We start from the raw sequence: 17,727 nt of genomic DNA, 5'->3' as shown, positions 1-17,727 counted from the left end.
AGTAACCCTGGGGTATAAGATAAAAAAAGGTGCCGAAAATATTATTTTCGGCACCGTAAAGATACTTATAATTTTTTGGAAATATTACCCGTATACTTCCTTCACAAAGTTTTCGTAAGTAACCTCTTTTGTCTTTAGGTTTACTTTCTCTTTGTACAGGTTAAGTAGTTTTTGGCTCATTAACTGCTCAGATAGGCGTTTTACTTCGTCTTGGTTACCCAATACACGAGCGGCTATATTATCCAATTCTTCTTCTTGAGGGTTCAATTGACCAAATTGTGCCATTTGTGTTTTTATGAAACCTTTAGCAAATTCTTTCAATTCGTCAAACTGAAGTTCAATACCATTTTCTTTAATGACTTTACCTTCTATAAGTTGGTAACGAAGCCCTTTTTCAGATTTTTCGTACTCTTCATTGGCTTCTTCTTCGGTCAACGGGTTTTCACCGGTCATTTGAATCCACTTGGTCAAGAATTCTGTAGGAAGTTCAAATTTTGTGTTTTCAATGAAATATTCGGTAATGTCATTCAATAACTTCTGATCTGACTGTTGCTCGAATTGTTTCTCTGAATCATCCTTGATACGTTCTTTCAAGTCTTTTTCAGATTTCACTTCATCTTTACCAAAAAGCTTATCAAAAAGCTCTTGGTCTAAATCTGCAGCTTCTCTTTCGTTAATTTCTTCAATAGTAAAAGTAGCTTCAACATTAAGATCGGCAGCTTTTTCCTGAGAAACACCAAATACGCTTGAAAGTAAGTAATCTTCCTTAAAAAGACCTTTAGATTTCAATGTAACAACATCACCAACTTTTTTGCCTTTTAGGGCATCCAAAGCTTTTTTGCTCTTCACCTTGTCAAGTTCTAGAGTAGCTTTATTGTCTATTTCTTCTTCTTCGTTCTTGAAAGTTCCTGTTACCTCATTGTTCTTCTCAACAGCATCTTTGCTAATAAGTTTCCCGTATTGTTTTTGGATGCGTTCAACTTGCTCTTCAACCATTTTGTCGTCAGCAACGATTTTGTAATGGGTGATTGGTTTTTTTGTTTTCAATGGAACTTCAAAATCAGGAGCTAGACCTAATTCAAACTCAAAAGCAAGTTCTTCTTTGTCCCAATCAAAATTATCTTGTTGTTTAGGAAGTGGATTGCCTAGAACATCTAATTTTTCTTCGGTAAGGTATTTGTTCAAGTTGTCTTGAAGAAGTTTGTTTACTTCGTCTACCAAAACGGCTTTCCCGTACTGCTTCTTTATCAAGCCCATTGGCACGTGGCCTTTTCTGAAACCAGGTACATTGGCCTGTTTTCTATAGTCACTAAGAATACTGTCTACCTTATCTTGGTAGTCTTCTTTGGTGATGGCCACTTTAACGACGGCATTTAGATCGTCGATCTGCTCTTTTGTAATATTCATCTAAATCTTCTTTTTTGTTTCCATAAAATGGGATGCAAAAGTACTACAATTAATGCATCCTAGCAAGTTTTTAAATCGTTGAGATTCAAACAATCGTTACGATTTTTTGTCCTCTTTCAAAAGGGAAAACAATATAGATTGAAGAATAGATAGTAAAAGGCTGAAAATTATAGCCCATAAAACACCGTTTACACTAAAACCGTCAATAAGATTGTCTGCCAAGAAAATGATTATTGCATTGATAATCAGTAAAAAAAGACCAAAGGTTAAAATGGTTACTGGTAAGGTAAATATGACCAGAATTGGCTTTACTATAAAGTTTAAAAGACTAAGTACTATGGCCACAATAATAGCAGTCATATAGCTGTCTACTGAAACGTTGGGTAGTACTTTGGATAGTATAACCACGGCAAGGGCACTTAGTAGAACGCGTAGAATAAGTTTCATAAGTAAAGGTTTTTATATATTGCTAATAATTTCATTATCCTTTAAAGATAAAGATTTGTTGGGTTGATTAATAACTCTCTATCCAGTAATCTGTTATGGTTTCAAAAACAACATTGATTTTTCAAAAAATTGTTTCGGGTTTTCGGCATGTAGCCAATGCCCTGCGTTATCTATTGTTTCCAATTCAGATTGAGGAAAGTGTTTCTTGATTTCAGAAATATCACTGGGCATGATATATTCTGAACGGTCTCCGCGGAGAAATAGGGTGGAGCCGTTGAAAATATCGGAAGCACTTATGTTTTCTCCTATTTCATTCATTTTATCGCTTAAAACTTTGAGGTTGAAGCGAAAGCCTAGTTGGCCTTTCTCTACCCAATATAAATTTTTCAGCAAAAACTGTCGAGTACCAAAATCCGTAATATGTTTCCCGAGTTCTGCGTCAGCCTCATTTCTGGATTTGATTTCATTTAAATTTATAGCATTCAGACCATCTATAATAGGTTGATGATGCGGCGGGTAAAATTTAGGGCCGATATCTGCGATAATCATTTTTTTTACGAGAGTAGGATAGTTGCAGGCAAATTGCATAGCAGTCTTGCCGCCCATGGAATGTCCTATAATCATGGCACTTTTCAATTGATGGGTCTCAATGTAATTTTTTAGGTCTTCCGACAGTAAATCATAATTAAAATCTTCTGACCAAAAACTTTTACCATGGTTCCGTTGGTCTATAAGGTGAACTTCAAAGCCTTTTTCGGCGTATTGGTTGCCTAGGGTTTTCCAGTTGTCGGACATGCCTAGAAATCCGTGTAAAATTAATAGGGGAGTGCCTTCGCCTAGTATTTGTGAGTGTAAGGTTTCTGTCATTTTAATTTATTCAGGTACATGTTAACAACATTTTCAAGTCCAAGATAGAGTGATTCGCAAATGAGGGCGTGACCAATAGAAACCTCTAATAAATGCGGGACGTTCTCCTTAAAATATTTGATGTTGTCTAAGCTTAGGTCATGACCAGCATTAACGCCAAGACCGCATTGATGTGCAATTTTGGCAGCTTCTGAAAAAGGTTTGACAGCTTGGTTGTGATTGCCTCTAGAAAACTCCTCGGCATAACTCTCTGTATAAAGCTCTATGCGGTCCGTTCCAGTTTTGGCAGCACCTTCTATCATGTTGGTTTCAGCGTCAACAAAAATGGAGGTGCGAATACCCGCGCTTTTAAAAGTTTGGATAACCTCTTTAAGAAAGTCTTTATGTTTTATAGTATCCCAGCCAGCATTAGAGGTGATTGCATCTACTGCATCTGGTACCAAAGTAACCTGTGTTGGTTTCACTTCAAGGACGAGGTCTATGAATTTTTTTACAGGATTACCCTCTATATTGTATTCTGTGGTAACCAGGTTTTTTAAATCGCGAGCATCTTGATAGCGTATATGTCTTTCGTCTGGTCTTGGATGTATGGTAATGCCTTGTCCTCCAAAAGACTCTATATCTGCTGCTGTTTTTAATAAGTCTGGCATATTGCCGCCTCTTGCGTTTCTTAAGGTTGCAATCTTGTTTATGTTTACGCTTAATTTTGTCATTTACCGATAGAATTTACCATTCGGCACAAAAATACAAATTAGGCATGCCTTTTGATATTTTTAATTAGTATTTTGCGTTTAACATATATAGATATGCATATTCAAGACCAGATAGTAACAAATATTCCATCTTTTAAAATTAGTGATTCATTGGCTGATGTGATTACTTTTTTTGAAGGTACTACGCATTCACATGTAGCTGTTACAGAAAACGATGCGTATTTAGGTGTGCTAAGTGAAAATGACCTTGAGAATTTCGATATTAATGAAAAGATAGAGCAGTACCGTTATGATTTAGATTCTTTTTTTGTTAGAAAAGAAACTAGCTGGTTGGATGTTCTTGAGACTTTTGCAAGAAATGAAGCTAATCTCGTTCCTATTCTTGATGAAAAAGGGAGGATAGATGGTTATTATGATCTTACGGATATTGTAAGCGTTTTTATAGATACTCCATTTTTTACAGAACCAGGTGGTATTATCGTTGTAGCAAAGGGGATAAAGGACTATTCATTTAGTGAAATTGCCCAAATAGTTGAAAGCAACAATACAAAACTGATAGGTGGTTTTATTACGGATTCTAAGAATGATGTGGTTCAAATAACTATTAAAATAGCATCTTCTAATCTAAACGATATTCTTCAGACCTTCCGTCGTTATAATTATAATGTGTTGTTTGGTAATACAGATGATCAGTTCTTGGAGGACTTAAAAGAGCGGTCAGATTATCTAGATAAATATCTCAACGTATAGAATTTCTCAAGATTATCTTTGAAAAGGTCAATCGGTAAAAGGTACAATCCTTATTTTTGTGTTATAAAGCTAAGAGGTTTTTGTAATCAATATAAGGATAAGGGATGAAAGTTGCGATTTACAGTCAAATGTATCAGGAAGACACCTTGCAATATGTAATGGAGTTACTAGATGAGCTTGAAAAAGAACATGCTGTAATTGCTATTGAAAAGGAATTTCATGAGTATGTATCCACAAAACACGACACTTCAAATTATGGCAAATTTACGGATGCAGAAGGGCTAGATGGTTCTTTTGATATGTTCGTAAGTTTTGGTGGTGATGGTACCATTTTAAGGGCGACCGCATTTATTCAAGATACGGGTATTCCTATTGTTGGTGTAAATACAGGGCGTTTAGGGTTTCTTTCCACATTTAGTAAAGAAGAAGTTCGTAAAGTAGTTCAAGAATTTAAACAGGGTGCTTTCACTATTGTTGAACGCAGTTTGGTAGAGGTTAATCAAGATGATGATATTCCGGAACTGAACGGCTTGCATTTTGCCTTGAACGAAATTACCGTGAGTAGAAAGGATACAACTTCTATGATTACAGTTGAAACCTATTTAAATGATGAGTATTTAACATCATACTGGGCAGATGGTCTAATAGTTTCTACTCCAACAGGTTCTACGGGTTATTCTCTTAGTTGTGGTGGCCCGGTAATTGCACCAACGGCAAAGTCTTTGGTCTTGACACCTATTGCTCCTCATAATTTAAATGCTAGACCATTGGTTATTTCTGATGACACGCAGATACGGTTAAAAGTTTCTGGTAGAGAAGATAACCACCTTATTTCATTAGATTCTAGAATAGCATCTGTGGAGAATGGAAAGGAAATTCGTATTAAAAAAGCAAGCTTCACAATTAAAATGATAGAATATACCTCAGAGAGTTTCTTGAAAACCCTTAGGAATAAGCTTTTGTGGGGAGAAGATCGCCGTAATTGAATCTAGAGCGGACAATAAAAATCCGCAAATCCTGTTTATCATGTGAGAACATTAATATAATAGTTGGGTGCAATTGTTATATTCGCAAACTAATACTATTTATGAAGCAATTCATTGTCATGGTCCTGCTATGTGCTTTTAGTAGCGCAGGAGCACAAACCTATGAAGCCGGTATATTTGCCGGTGGCGCTAATGCCATTGGAGATGTAGGGCGTACTACTTATGTTTTACCGTCGGACATTGCTCTTGGTGGTATTTTTAAATGGAATATAGCTAAGCGATATGCTTGGCGTGCCAGTGTAATATATGGAAAGTTTACTGCAGATGATGCAAAGTCAAATGATCCTTCCCGTGAGCAGAGAGGTTACAAAATGGATAATTCATTGTTAGAAGCTTCTGCAGGGCTTGAATTTAACTTCGTTGAGTATAATTTACATAAGTTAGGGCCTGCATTTACACCTTATTTATATACAGGTATAACCTATTTTAGGTACGATTACAATTATTTTGATGCCGGTCAGTTTATAGATGTATCTCAGAGAGATGGTTCTTTTGCTATACCAATGACTGTAGGTGCCAAACTTCGTTTAAATCAATTTTTGATTTTAGGGGCTGAGATAGGTGCTCGGTATACTTTTACGGATAACCTAGATGCGAGTAACCCTGAAAAGCTGAATGTTAACCAGCAGTTGGGTGATCTTCGGTTTGGTAATGTTTTTAATGATGATTGGTATGTGTTTTCTGGGTTTACCTTAACCTATACCTTTGGTAGAAAACCTTGTATGGAGTGTTTTGAGTAACGCGCATTCCCTTTTAATCCCTATTTTCTTTTCTTGATTTCGTCTCAACTAGGCATAATTCAAATTTATAGGCTATTTTTGCCGTGCGCTCAAAAAAAATGAGTTTCGGGGTTGGGGAATTAAAAACAATCCAATTAGAAGAGTGCATATTAGAGTAGAATGATCAGTTCCTTATGGTTGACCTAGAAGAATTAGATAAAAATAAAATGCCAAAACACCTGGCCATCATTATGGATGGAAATGGTAGGTGGGCAAAAAAGCAGGGCAAACTTCGTGTCTTTGGTCATGAGAACGGTGTTAAAACCGTTCGGGAGACAGTTGAAAACTGCGTTAGATTAGAGCTTCAATACCTTACCTTATATACATTCTCTACGGAAAACTGGAATAGACCTAAGATAGAGATTGACACCTTAATGAGGATTTTAGTGTCTTCTTTAAAGAAAGAATTAAAGACTTTTTCTAAAAATAACATCAGGCTTAATGCTATTGGTGATATTGAATCATTACCAAAAAGAGCTAATAAAGAGCTTAAGGAGGTAATGGAGAAAACAAGGGAAAATACAGGAATGACCCTTACTTTGGCCTTAAGTTATGGTGCTCGCGAGGAGCTGAAAAACGCAGTAAAACAAATAAGTACCAAAGTTAAAAATAATATAATTTCAATTGAAAACATTGACGAAACCATTATTAATAACCATCTTTACACGCATGATTTGCCAGATGTAGATTTGCTTGTCCGCACTAGTGGTGAGCATCGTATCAGCAATTTTTTGCTGTGGCAAATAGCCTACGCGGAATTATATTTCGTCGATGTATTTTGGCCCGATTTTAGTAGTCAACATTTGGCAGAAGCCATAAAAAGTTATCAGAACAGAGAACGAAGATTTGGAAAAACCAGCGAACAACTCAATTAGCGATATGAATAGGTTCATATCCTTCGAACCTTTTATTACACTCCTATTAATTTTTGCAACTACTTTTTGCTCCGCACAAGAACTTTCTTTTGAGGATGGAAAAAAGTACATTTTAGGGGGGATAGAAGTCACCGGTCTGCAAAGTTATAATGAACAGACCGTAAAAACGTATACGGGCTTGCGTGTAGGGCAGCCTATTACGCTTCCGGGAGATGAAATTAGTGGAATAATCAATAAACTTTGGGGGCTAGAGCTTTTTAAGAATATTGACTTTTATATTACCAATATAGAAGGTGATAAGGTTTTTCTTGAATTGAATATTATTGAGAGACCAACTTTGTCCGATGTGACTATAAATGGTGTTAAACCTAGAAAGGTTGATGATATCCTTAAAGATACCGATCTTAAAAAAGGAAAAAAAATTACCGAGAGTTTAATTGCTAACACCAAAAATTATCTGGATAATAAATATAAGAAGCAAGGTTTTCTTAATACCAAAACGGCTATAATTGTTGCGAAAGATACCTCTGAGACTAATGCTCAGAAGATGGTCATCAATATAAATAAAGGTGATAAGGTAAAAATTAAGAAAATGATTTTTGAGGGTAACGAACAGTTGTCTGATAAAAAGTTAAAAGGAGCTTTCAAGAAAACGAAAGAGAAGCGTTTCTGGCGTTTTTGGAAGAAATCTAAATTCATTGAAGAAGACTATGAGAATGATTTAGAGCTCTTGTCCGATAAATATGCGGAGAACGGTTACCGTGATGCACGTATTATTTCTGATTCTTTAATTAAGGTAGATGAGAACAACATCATCTTAAAATATCAAATAGAAGAAGGAAACAAATATTACTTTGGAGATATTGATTTTGTCGGTAACTCGGTATACACAGACCGTCAATTAGGAGCGGTTTTAGGTATCAAAAAAGGAGATACGTATAACGGTGTTTTGCTAAGAGAGCGTATTGCAGATGATTCCAAACCAGAGCCTAATGATGTTACCAGCCTTTATCAGAATAATGGGTATTTGTTTTCAAGCATCAACCCGGTAGAGGTTTCTGCAGAAAATGACACGATTAATTTTGAAATTCGTGTTATAGAAGGTAAGGAGACTTTTCTTAATCATATAGATGTAGTTGGTAATGATCGTACCAATGACCATGTTATCTATCGAGAACTACGTACACGTCCTGGTCAAAAATACAACAAGAGTGATATTATTAGAACCATTCGTGAACTTCAGCAGTTGGGTTATTTTGATGCTGAGCAGATTAAACCGGACATTCTTAACCCTAATCCTAATGAGGGTACGGTAGATATTAAGTACAACTTGGTAGAATCAGGTTCAAGTCAGATAGAATTGCAAGGTGGCTACGGTGGTGGTGGTTTCATAGGTACTCTGGGGCTTTCTTTCAATAACTTCTCTATTAAAAATATTTTAAAAGGTGAAGCGTACAAGCCGGTACCAATGGGTGATGGACAAACGTTTGCCATGAGAGTACAAGCTAGTAGAACGTTTAGGGTATACAGTCTTAATTTTGCAGAACCTTGGTTGGGTGGTAGAAAACCAGTTCAGTTTAGTTTAAACCTTTCTAGAACGCAACAGTTTGGAGTAGATTATAACAATTCTAGTAGCAGTAGAATTGAGGTAGATAAAGATCGAGGATTTTCCATAACAGGAATATCAGCTGGTTTGGCAAAGCGTGTACAATGGCCAGATGATTACTTTACAATTTCACACTCCTTAAGCTATCAATTATATGAGTTTAATAATTATGATATTGGTCTGTTTAACTTTGGGAATGGTAAATCTAATTCTTTTGCATACACATTAGGAATTTCTAGAAATGCCACGGCTGGTGGACGAATTTTCCCAAGAGGAGGTTCTAACTTTGAAGTTACCGCCAAATTTACGCCTCCTTATTCTCTTTTTAGTAATAAGGATTATGTGAGTTTGCGTGACCGTAGCGAAGAGTTAACACTTTTAAAAGCGCAGCAAGGTGGGCTTGGTACTGCAGATGCAGCAGAGTTAGAGGATATAGATCAACAACGTTTTAGATGGTTAGAGTACTATAAGGTAAAGTTTAAAGGAGATTGGTATACAACCTTGGTGGGCGATTTGGTAATGCGTACCAATGCAGAATTCGGTTTCTTGGGTAATTATAATAATGATGTAGGAGATGTTCCTTTTGAGCGTTTCTTTGTAGGTGGTGACGGTCTGGGCAACTTTACCTTAGATGGTCGTGACGTAGTACAGTTAAGAGGATATGAAAACCAGTCTTTAACACCAATTGATCCAGTAACAGGGCAGCAAGAAGGTGGTTTGGTGTATAATAAATTTTCTCTAGAATTGCGTTATCCTTTAACTTTAAAACCTTCAGCTTCCATTTATATGCTTGCATTTATGGAAGGAGGTAATGCCTTCAACAATTTTCAGGAATTTAATCCGTTTCAAATAAAACGATCGGCCGGAGTGGGGCTGCGCATTTTCATGCCGGCATTCGGGTTGTTGGGTATTGATTTTGGTTACGGGTTTGATGAAGACCTTAGACCAGCGTCTATCGGAAACGGACCTAGCGGACTTCAAACACACTTCATTATCGGCCAACAGTTTTAATTTAAGGAATCGTCCTTTATGCTAAATCGCTCATTTTAAAGTTTTTAGTATTTTTGGCACGATATTTTCTATTGGATAAAACGATAAAGAAATGAAAACAAAATCAAACGTTCTTTTTGTACTGGTGTTGACCTTATGTTCTGCCTATACCTTTGCTCAGCGTGGTGTTCGTATTGCTTACGTAGATATGGAGTATATCTTAGAGAACGTGGAGGAATATAGGGATGCTAACAAACAACTTGCAGATAAAGTCCAGAAATGGAAAATAGATATTGAGCAAAAGGCAAGTCAGTTAGAGGCCGTCAAAAAAGATTTGATGTCTGAACGTGTGCTCTTGACAGATGAGTTAATTGCGGAGCGCGAAGAAGATATTCAAATTTTGGAAAAAGAGATGGTCGAGTATCAACAAGACCGTTTTGGTCCTCAGGGCGATTTAGTTTTACAGAAGCGACGTCTGATTCAGCCTATACAAGATCAGGTTTTTAACGAGGTACAAAAAATAGGTGCGAACAAGAAGTACGATTTTATTTTTGATAAATCTGCGGATGTTGTTATGTTGTATTCCGAAAATCGGCACGATATTAGTGACTTGGTGCTCAGAGGTATTTCAAGGACACGTAAGATTAGCAAGCCCAAGAAGGATAGTCGTAGCAAGTTTGATGATGTAGAGGAAGAAGAAGAAATGAGCGATGCGCTTAAGGAGCGTATAGAGAATGCTGAAAAAGCACAGGAAGCGAGAGAGAAGTCGGTAGAGGAGAAACGTGCAGAGCAATTAAAACTTAGGGAAGAGCGTAAAAAAGCATATGAAGCCCGAAGAAAAAAGTTGTTGGAGGAGCGCGAGGCTAAGAGAAAAGAAAAGCTAGAAGAACGTCAAAATGACGGGCAAGATGAGGGAGAAACTGAAGAGTAAGACTGTTTAGTGAACAAAGTCTCGCAATCATCTGCTAAATAGACATAATTTTAATACATTGCGGCGATTTGCTTAGCAAATGTGAAACGAGAAATTTACATTAACCAGAAATTAACACTCAATTATTTTAACTAGAATTATCATGAAACACTTAAAGAAAATAGCAGTAGCCTTAGTATTGTTTGTAGCCGCTACAAGTTTTGTTAACGCACAGAGCAAAGTAGCACATATTGATGTTACCCAATTATTAAGTGCAATGCCGGAGATGAAAACTGCAGAAGCTGAACTTAAAAAATTATCTGAGACATATAACGCTGATATTGAAAGTTCAATGACTGAGTTTCAAAACAAAGCTACTTTGTACCAAAACGAAGCGCCTTCAAAGTCAAAAGAAGAGAACGAAAAGAGAGCTATAGAGCTTCAAGGAGTTCAAAAGAATATTGGAGAAGCACAGCAAGCTGCACAGAGAGAGCTTCAGAAGAAGCAAGGAGAGCTTTTTGCTCCTATCTCTGATAAGGCTAAAGCTGCAATTGAAAAAGTAGCTGCTGCTCAAGGTTACGAGTATGTAATAGATGCTCAAGCTGGTGGTGGACTTATTGTAGCAAAAGGAAAAGATCTTTTAGCAGATGTTAAGAAGGAATTAGGTATATAATTTACTTAACACGAAATATCAAAAAAAATCCCGCTATTATAGCGGGATTTTTTTGTTTTATAATATTTTGTTGAGCCTATAGAAGTTTTCTTTTAATGTTCCGCCAACGCAAACTTCTAATAAAATTGCCCTCTGCCTTAGTAACCAAAAATTGTTTTTTCTCTTTTTTGGCTTCAAGATAACCATACATGTTGTCTACAAAAGCTTGAGGTTTTCTTTGTTTTAGGGCCATTTTAAGAGATGCTATTACAGTTATAGGAAAACCATAACGCATGGTGAACATAGCCTTCCCTTGTAGAAGTTTTGCTTTTTGATTATAAGCGTTACCAGTAGGTCTCAGGTGTTTTACTTTCAAGGCATCGTCTGTGTAAATCTCGTGGCCGTGATATTGGGCAAGCAATTCGTCTACGGTATCCCATCCCATTGCATTCCGTAGGCCATCAATGGCTTTAAAACACTTTTTTGTATAGGCTTTAAACGCACCACGCACGTGGTTCTTGTCCATAGGGTGGTTTAATTTCCATTGTCCGTCTTCGGTCTGCTCATATACAAAACCACCGGCTATGCCTACTTTAGGTTGTCCTTTAAAAATATAAACGATTTTTTCAAAGTAATTGTCCGGCAAAATAACATCGGCATCTAGTTTTACAATAAAGTCGTAATCTTCATCTAGTAACTCAAGACCTTTGTTAAATGCATTCACCACTTTGCTGCCAGGCATGTGCTCTGTAGAAGATGTTGTGTTCAGCTTTTGAAAGATGGGGCTGAGAGTCACAAATTGATCTATGATAGCTTCTGTGTTGTCGGTGGAATTATCGTTCACTACAACTACTCTTTTAGGCTGTAGCGACTGCCTTAAGATAGAATTTAAGGTGTCGGACAAGAAGCCTTCTTCATTATGAGCGGGAACGATTACGTAATAGTGCATGGCCATGAAGCATTTAAGGGTCAAAAGCTATGAAATTGAAATGATATAATACGATTATTACCCTTGTTTTCTTACCGCATAAACAATATAGTACCGTGGAGTGAAACTACGTAATAGGGGACGTATACCCAGTTTTTTGACAGGATTGGTCCATTTGGCACTATCCTTAATTTCCCACCCAGCTTTTTCTAAAAGCCAGTCAAATTGCCAATCCTCAAATTCATGGTAATGACGGTCCCACGGATCCGTTTTGCTACGGTAGGCAGGTGAAAACCATAATTTTAAGGGAATACTCGCCACTAGTTTATCCGCTTTTATTTCTCTTAGAGGATTAAAAGGCGCTAGTAGGTGTTCAAAAATTTCAAATGCAGTAACCACTTGTGCATCCGAATCGGTAAGAGAAGAAAAGTCCGTATCCAAATCTTCGCCTTTAGTGTTTTCTACGGAATACCCCTGTTCTTTCATGATTTTTGAAAACGGATTCTCCACGCCAAGGTCCAGAATAGTTTCCTCGGTAGATATATGTTTCTTTAGAAACTCTAGGGTGTGCTGAAAACGTTTACTCGGATAGGTCTTCTCGTACATGTGAACGGGTTGCAAAGTTTGATGTTTTGCGCTGCTACCGGTTCAATCAGATCCTGTATACTATGGCATTAATATTCATGCCTGCGCCAACACTGGCAAATATAACAACATCTCCCTTTTGAACCTCTTGATTTTCTATTTTTCCATTACTGACCAAGTCAAAGAGAGTAGGCACCGTAGCAACTGAACTGTTACCTAGCTTTCCTATGCTCATGGGCATGATATTATCAGGCGTTTCTCGGTTGTACAAGCCATAAAAACGTTTTATGATGGCTTCATCCATCTTCTCGTTCGCTTGGTGAATAAATATTTTTTTAAGATCATCTATAGTAACTCCACTCTCATCCAAGCAATCTTTCATGGCTTGAGGTACGTAGGTCACGGCAAACTCGTAGATTTTACGACCAAACATTTTTATGTATTTGGTATCATCTTTAAGCTTGTTATAAGATTCTCCAAAGAATAGAAAATAGGCTTCTTCTTGAGTATAAGTAGCACTGGCATGTGAAAGTATTTCACCCGAATTATCTTTTTTCTCGATGATAGCGGCACCTGCGCCATCGGAATAAATCATAGAATCTCTATCATGTGGATCTACTATGCGAGACAAGGTTTCTCCTCCAATGACTAGGCATCTTTTGGCAATACCACTTTTAATGAATGCATTTGCTTGAATAACACCTTGTATCCAGCCAGGGCAACCAAAAATAAGGTCATAGGCAACGCAAGCGGGATTCTTAATGCGCAAATGTTGTTTTACCCTTGTTGCTAAACTGGGTAGCATGTCACTCTGGATATTGTTTGGGGAAACATCGCCAAAGTTATGGGCAAAAATAATATAGTCTAATGTCTCTTTGTCTATACCAGAATCGGTAATTGCCTTTTCGGCGGCAAGAAAACCTATGTCCGATGTGTTTAAGTTGTTCTCGGCGTAGCGTCGTTCTTTAATTCCAGTGATGCCTTTGAATTTCTGAATAATAACAGCATTATCATGGGCAAACGGAGAGCCATCGGCATTTAAAAAATCATGACCTTCAAAGTTGTCGTTGGGAACAACCAATGAGGGGATGTAACTTCCTGTTCCTGTAATTGCAATTGACATAGAGTAGTTTATTTTATCACCCAACAAGGTAGGGTAGAATAGATTGACTGCTATGCGTGCATAATATGTATTACGACGTTCAAGACGTTTTGAGAAAATATCTTAAACGAAAACAAGCCTTTCTAATATTGTAGAAAGGCTTGTTTTTATTGGGTTTAACGTGGATTACTCTGCCTCTGCATAAGCCTCAATAGGTGCGCAGGTACATATTAAATTACGATCTCCATAGGCATCGTCTACTCGTCTAATCGAAGGCCAAAATTTATTTTCTTGGATATACGAAAGTGGGAATGCCGCTTTTTGTCTGCTATATGGGAAATTCCATTCATCGGCGGTCAGCATTTCAAGCGTGTGTGGCGAATTTTTGAGTACGTTGTTATTGTCTTCAGATGAAGCTTCGTCTATTTCTTTTCTAATAGAAAGCATGGCATCGGAGAAACGATCTAGCTCGGCCAAACTTTCACTTTCTGTAGGTTCTATCATTAAAGTTCCTGCAACAGGAAAGGAAACGGTTGGCGCATGAAAACCGTAATCCATTAATCGTTTAGCAATATCCGTAACTTCAATACCATTCTTTTTAAAAGGTCTACAGTCGATGATCATTTCGTGAGCTGCACGTCCTTTTTCTCCCGTGTAGAGAACATCATATGCTCCGCTTAATTTGTGTTTAATATAATTGGCGTTCAGTATGGCAATTTCAGTGGAGTGTCTAAGACCTTTTTCTCCAAGCATTTTTACATAGCCGTAAGATATCAGGCAAACCAATGAACTTCCCCAAGGAGCGGCAGAAATAGCAGAAATAGCATCATTGCCTCCTGTTTCAATTACCGGATTGCCCGGAAGAAAAGGGACTAATTGTTCAGCAACGCATATAGGCCCAACTCCTGGTCCACCACCACCGTGGGGTATGGCAAACGTTTTGTGTAAGTTTAGGTGGCAAACGTCTGCGCCAATAATAGCGGGGTTGGTAAGACCAACTTGCGCATTCATGTTGGCACCGTCCATATATACCTGACCGCCATTGTCATGAATCAATTTTGTAATTTGTTTTATTGAAGATTCAAAAACACCGTGCGTAGAGGGGTAAGTGACCATTAAAGCAGCAAGGTTTTCTGAATATTTCAAGACTTTCTCTTCCAAGTCTGTTACATCGATATTTCCTTTTTCATCAGTCTTGGTAACCACAACTTTCATGCCTGCCATTACTGCGGAAGCAGGATTGGTACCATGCGCAGAGGCCGGTATTAGACAAACGTCTCTGTGTCCTTCATTTCTAGATTCATGGTATGCCCTAATAACCATTAAGCCGGCATATTCACCTTGAGCCCCTGAATTAGGTTGAAGTGATGTAGCTGCAAAACCTGTTATGGTAGATAAATCTTTAGCCAACTCTTTTAAAATGAACTGATAGCCTTTTGCTTGGTCAATTGGTACAAATGGGTGAATATTGCCCCAGCGTGGCATACTTAAAGGAAGCATTTCAGAAGCTGCATTCAGTTTCATTGTACATGAACCCAATGAAATCATAGAGTGGTTCAGAGAAAGGTCTTTGCGCTCCAGTTTTTTAATGTAGCGCATCAGTTCCGTTTCGGAATGATATTTGTTGAATACTTCGTTTTGTAAAAAAGAAGAATGGCGTTGTACAGTTGAAGCAATTGCAGATTTTGATGAAAGACTTTTGGTCTCGGAGACTTCCTTTTCAAGCGCATCACCAAAAATAGAAACAATTTGATTTAAATCTTGTAATGAGGTAGCTTCGTTTACTGCAATAGAAATTGTTTCATCATCAACGTAAAGGAAATTTACTCCATTTTTTTCTGCTACTTTGCGAACACTGTTGGCATCTGCTTTAACGGTAATAGTGTCGAAATAAGAAGTGTTAGTTTGGTATAAGCCTATTTTTTCCAGGGCATCTGCTAGGGTTACAGCTGTGCTATGCACTTTGTTTGCTATGTATTTTAATCCTTCAGGACCATGATAAACAGCATACATTCCCGCCATTACGGCTAATAAAACTTGGGCAGTACATATATTAGAAGTAGCCTTATCTCGTTTAATGTGTTGCTCTCTGGTTTGGAGTGCCATTCTAAGGGCAGTTTTGCCATCAGTATCTTTGGTGACGCCTATGATTCTGCCAGGTATATTTCTTTTGTAAGCTTCTTTTGTTGCAAAAAACGCAGCATGTGGACCTCCATAACCTAGTGGAATACCAAACCTTTGAGTAGTTCCTACAACAACATCAACACCAAATTCTCCTGGAGGAGTAAGAAGTGCTAAGCTCAAAATATCTGCAGCAACAGCAACTTTAATGTCGTTCTCTTTGGCTTTGGATACAAAGTGGCTATAGTCATTTACTTGGCCATATTTTCCTGGATACTGTAATAAGGCACCGTAAAAATCTTGGTCAAAAGTAAATTCTTCATGGTTTCCTATCACCAGTTCAATGCCAAGTGGTGTGGAACGTGTTTTTAAAAGAGATAGCGTTTGTGGTAATATTTCTTCTGAAACAAAGAATTTTAGAATTCCGTTTTTCTTTTGTTCTCGGCTACGAACATCAAACAACATAGTCATTGCCTCAGCAGCGGCTGTGCTCTCATCTAAGAGGGATGCGTTTGCCAATTCCATTCCTGTTAAGTCAGATACTACGGTCTGGAAATTTAAAAGGGCTTCAAGTCTACCTTGGGCAATTTCGGCTTGATATGGAGTGTAAGCCGTATACCATCCCGGATTTTCAAGAATATTTCTTTTAATAACAGACGGGGTCAAACTTTCATGGTAACCAAGGCCAATATATGTACGAAAAACTTCATTTTGCTCTGAAAGTTCTTGAATATGGGCCAAGAATTTATGTTCGCTCATGGCAGCATGAAGCGCCAATGGCTTTTTTAAACGAATATCATCGGGAATTGTCTCGTAAATGAGCTGATCCAAGGTTTCCGTACCTACGGTTTTGAGCATGTGCTCTTGATCTTCTTCCTTAATGCCTATATGGCGTAAAGCAAATACATCTGTCTTCATAGCTTGTGATAAAAGTGGCGTAAAATTAGGCATTTAATCCCTTAAAAAAATCACATAATTGCTCATCTAGGTGAAAGTTTTTAACTAATCGGGGAGTTTATGAACAGTTTGGTTAATTTAGTAAGGTGAAGCTCCTAAACCGTATTTTTGACTTTTATATTGACGCAAGTATACATGTAGCGTTAGGAATCTATGCACTAGTTTTGGTAACGGAGCTTACCCTTGGTTACGGAATAGATTATCATCTTGCGTGGTTTCTCTTCATGGGGTCTATTGCGTGTTACAATTTTGTGAAGTACGGGGTAGAGGCAAAGAAGTATATTCTTGTAGCAAATAGATATCATAAAAACATTCAGTTCTTTAGTTTTATTGCACTTGCAATAGCGTGTTACCACGGATGGTTTTTAAAACTAGAGGTGTGGATGGGTGTTGGTATCCTGGTGGCATTAACCGGGCTTTATGCGGTGCCGTTATTACCTCATGCAAAAAATCTGAGAAGTTGGGGTGGACTTAAAATCTTTATTGTTGCTTTAGTATGGGCTGGAACAACTGTTGTTCTTCCCGTGCTCTCGGAAGGTGATTCTTTGGAAAAAGATGTGTGGATAGAAGTTGTACAACGATTTTTATTCGTGCTAATTTTATTAGTACCCTTTGAAATTCGTGATTTGGCCTATGATAGCCCTAAATTGAAAACTTTGCCTCAACGTTACGGAGTTGCTAATACCAAAATATTTGGCTCTCTGGCAATTTTGCCGTTTTTCTTTTTAATTCTTCTAAAAGATAATGCTTCAATATCTGAAATGATTGCCGGCGGAATCATATTTTTGATATTGGGCCTAGTAATGTTCATAACCAAAAGACAACAGAATAGATATTTTTCTTCGTTTTGGGTAGAGGGTATTTCTATACTCTGGTGGATATTATTACTGGTATTGAAACAGTTGTTTTAATCTTTCTTTTCAAGGAATTGCTTCATCTCTAGCTTGTCTTTTTCTGATAGACTCCGTAAATCTGCCTTATGGCACAATGCA

General features: G+C 37.5%; 16 protein-coding genes. 8 read left to right on the top strand and 8 right to left on the bottom strand.

Annotated elements, in window-relative coordinates:
• Positions 1-84 precede the first annotated feature (84 nt).
• The 4 genes from tig to IWC72_RS02635 form a co-directional block, all read right to left on the bottom strand.
• Positions 85-1,407: a trigger factor gene (gene tig, locus IWC72_RS02650; RefSeq protein ID WP_194524700.1), complete on the bottom strand. Its 1,323-nt coding sequence runs from the start codon at positions 1,405-1,407 to the stop codon at positions 85-87.
• A 96-nt stretch (positions 1,408-1,503) separates the two neighbouring features.
• Positions 1,504-1,854, bottom strand: a complete 351-nt coding sequence (locus tag IWC72_RS02645; RefSeq protein WP_194524699.1) for a phage holin family protein — start codon at positions 1,852-1,854, stop codon at positions 1,504-1,506.
• A 93-nt stretch (positions 1,855-1,947) separates the two neighbouring features.
• Positions 1,948-2,721: an alpha/beta fold hydrolase gene (locus IWC72_RS02640; RefSeq protein WP_194528731.1), complete on the bottom strand. Its 774-nt coding sequence runs from the start codon at positions 2,719-2,721 to the stop codon at positions 1,948-1,950.
• Positions 2,718-3,434, bottom strand: coding sequence for a pyridoxine 5'-phosphate synthase (locus IWC72_RS02635; RefSeq protein WP_194528730.1), 717 nt, complete (start codon positions 3,432-3,434; stop codon positions 2,718-2,720). The genes IWC72_RS02640 and IWC72_RS02635 overlap by 4 nt, the downstream gene beginning before the upstream one ends.
• 93 nt (positions 3,435-3,527) lie before the next feature.
• Between IWC72_RS02635 and IWC72_RS02630 the strand changes: the two genes are divergently transcribed.
• The 7 genes from IWC72_RS02630 to IWC72_RS02600 all read left to right on the top strand — a co-directional run bounded on the left by IWC72_RS02630 (position 3,528) and on the right by IWC72_RS02600 (position 11,063).
• On the top strand, positions 3,528-4,184 hold the full coding sequence (locus IWC72_RS02630; RefSeq protein ID WP_194524696.1) for a CBS domain-containing protein: 657 nt from the start codon (positions 3,528-3,530) through the stop codon (positions 4,182-4,184).
• A 104-nt stretch (positions 4,185-4,288) separates the two neighbouring features.
• Positions 4,289-5,170, top strand: coding sequence for an NAD kinase (locus IWC72_RS02625; RefSeq protein ID WP_194528729.1), 882 nt, complete (start codon positions 4,289-4,291; stop codon positions 5,168-5,170).
• Between the two features lie 101 nt (positions 5,171-5,271).
• A complete protein-coding gene (gene porG, locus IWC72_RS02620; protein WP_194524694.1) occupies positions 5,272-5,970 on the top strand; it encodes a type IX secretion system protein PorG in 699 nt (232 codons plus the stop codon).
• A gap of 206 nt (positions 5,971-6,176) precedes the next feature.
• Positions 6,177-6,884, top strand: coding sequence for an isoprenyl transferase (locus tag IWC72_RS02615; protein ID WP_394370057.1), 708 nt, complete (start codon positions 6,177-6,179; stop codon positions 6,882-6,884).
• A gap of 4 nt (positions 6,885-6,888) precedes the next feature.
• Positions 6,889-9,501, top strand: a complete 2,613-nt coding sequence (gene bamA, locus IWC72_RS02610; protein ID WP_194524692.1) for an outer membrane protein assembly factor BamA — start codon at positions 6,889-6,891, stop codon at positions 9,499-9,501.
• A 91-nt stretch (positions 9,502-9,592) separates the two neighbouring features.
• The gene (locus tag IWC72_RS02605) at positions 9,593-10,411 is read left to right on the top strand and encodes an OmpH family outer membrane protein (protein ID WP_194528728.1); all 819 of its coding nucleotides are present in this window, start codon (positions 9,593-9,595) and stop codon (positions 10,409-10,411) included.
• Between the two features lie 142 nt (positions 10,412-10,553).
• Positions 10,554-11,063 (top strand): OmpH family outer membrane protein, encoded by a 510-nt coding sequence (locus IWC72_RS02600; protein WP_194524690.1) that lies wholly within the window; start codon positions 10,554-10,556, stop codon positions 11,061-11,063.
• 76 nt (positions 11,064-11,139) lie between these two features.
• Here IWC72_RS02600 and IWC72_RS02595 read toward each other — a convergent pair whose 3' ends face one another.
• The 4 genes from IWC72_RS02595 to gcvP form a co-directional block, all read right to left on the bottom strand.
• The gene (locus IWC72_RS02595; RefSeq protein ID WP_194528727.1) at positions 11,140-11,991 is read right to left on the bottom strand and encodes a glycosyltransferase; all 852 of its coding nucleotides are present in this window, start codon (positions 11,989-11,991) and stop codon (positions 11,140-11,142) included.
• 57 nt (positions 11,992-12,048) lie between these two features.
• Positions 12,049-12,576: a methyltransferase gene (locus IWC72_RS02590; RefSeq protein WP_194531067.1), complete on the bottom strand. Its 528-nt coding sequence runs from the start codon at positions 12,574-12,576 to the stop codon at positions 12,049-12,051.
• A 46-nt stretch (positions 12,577-12,622) separates the two neighbouring features.
• Positions 12,623-13,678: a 3-oxoacyl-ACP synthase III family protein gene (locus IWC72_RS02585; RefSeq protein ID WP_194524688.1), complete on the bottom strand. Its 1,056-nt coding sequence runs from the start codon at positions 13,676-13,678 to the stop codon at positions 12,623-12,625.
• Positions 13,679-13,843: 165 nt separating this feature from the next.
• Complete coding sequence (gene gcvP / locus IWC72_RS02580) at positions 13,844-16,696, bottom strand: aminomethyl-transferring glycine dehydrogenase (protein WP_194528726.1); 2,853 nt, start codon at positions 16,694-16,696, stop codon at positions 13,844-13,846.
• A gap of 125 nt (positions 16,697-16,821) precedes the next feature.
• Here gcvP and IWC72_RS02575 point away from each other — a divergent pair, with 125 nt between their 5' ends.
• The gene (locus IWC72_RS02575) at positions 16,822-17,646 is read left to right on the top strand and encodes a UbiA prenyltransferase family protein (protein WP_194524686.1); all 825 of its coding nucleotides are present in this window, start codon (positions 16,822-16,824) and stop codon (positions 17,644-17,646) included.
• The last annotated feature ends 81 nt before the right edge of the window (positions 17,647-17,727 follow it).

It is taken from the genome of Zobellia roscoffensis, assembly GCF_015330165.1.
GTDB lineage: Bacteria > Bacteroidota > Bacteroidia > Flavobacteriales > Flavobacteriaceae > Zobellia > Zobellia roscoffensis.
This window is presented reverse-complemented; position numbering and strand designations above follow the sequence as displayed.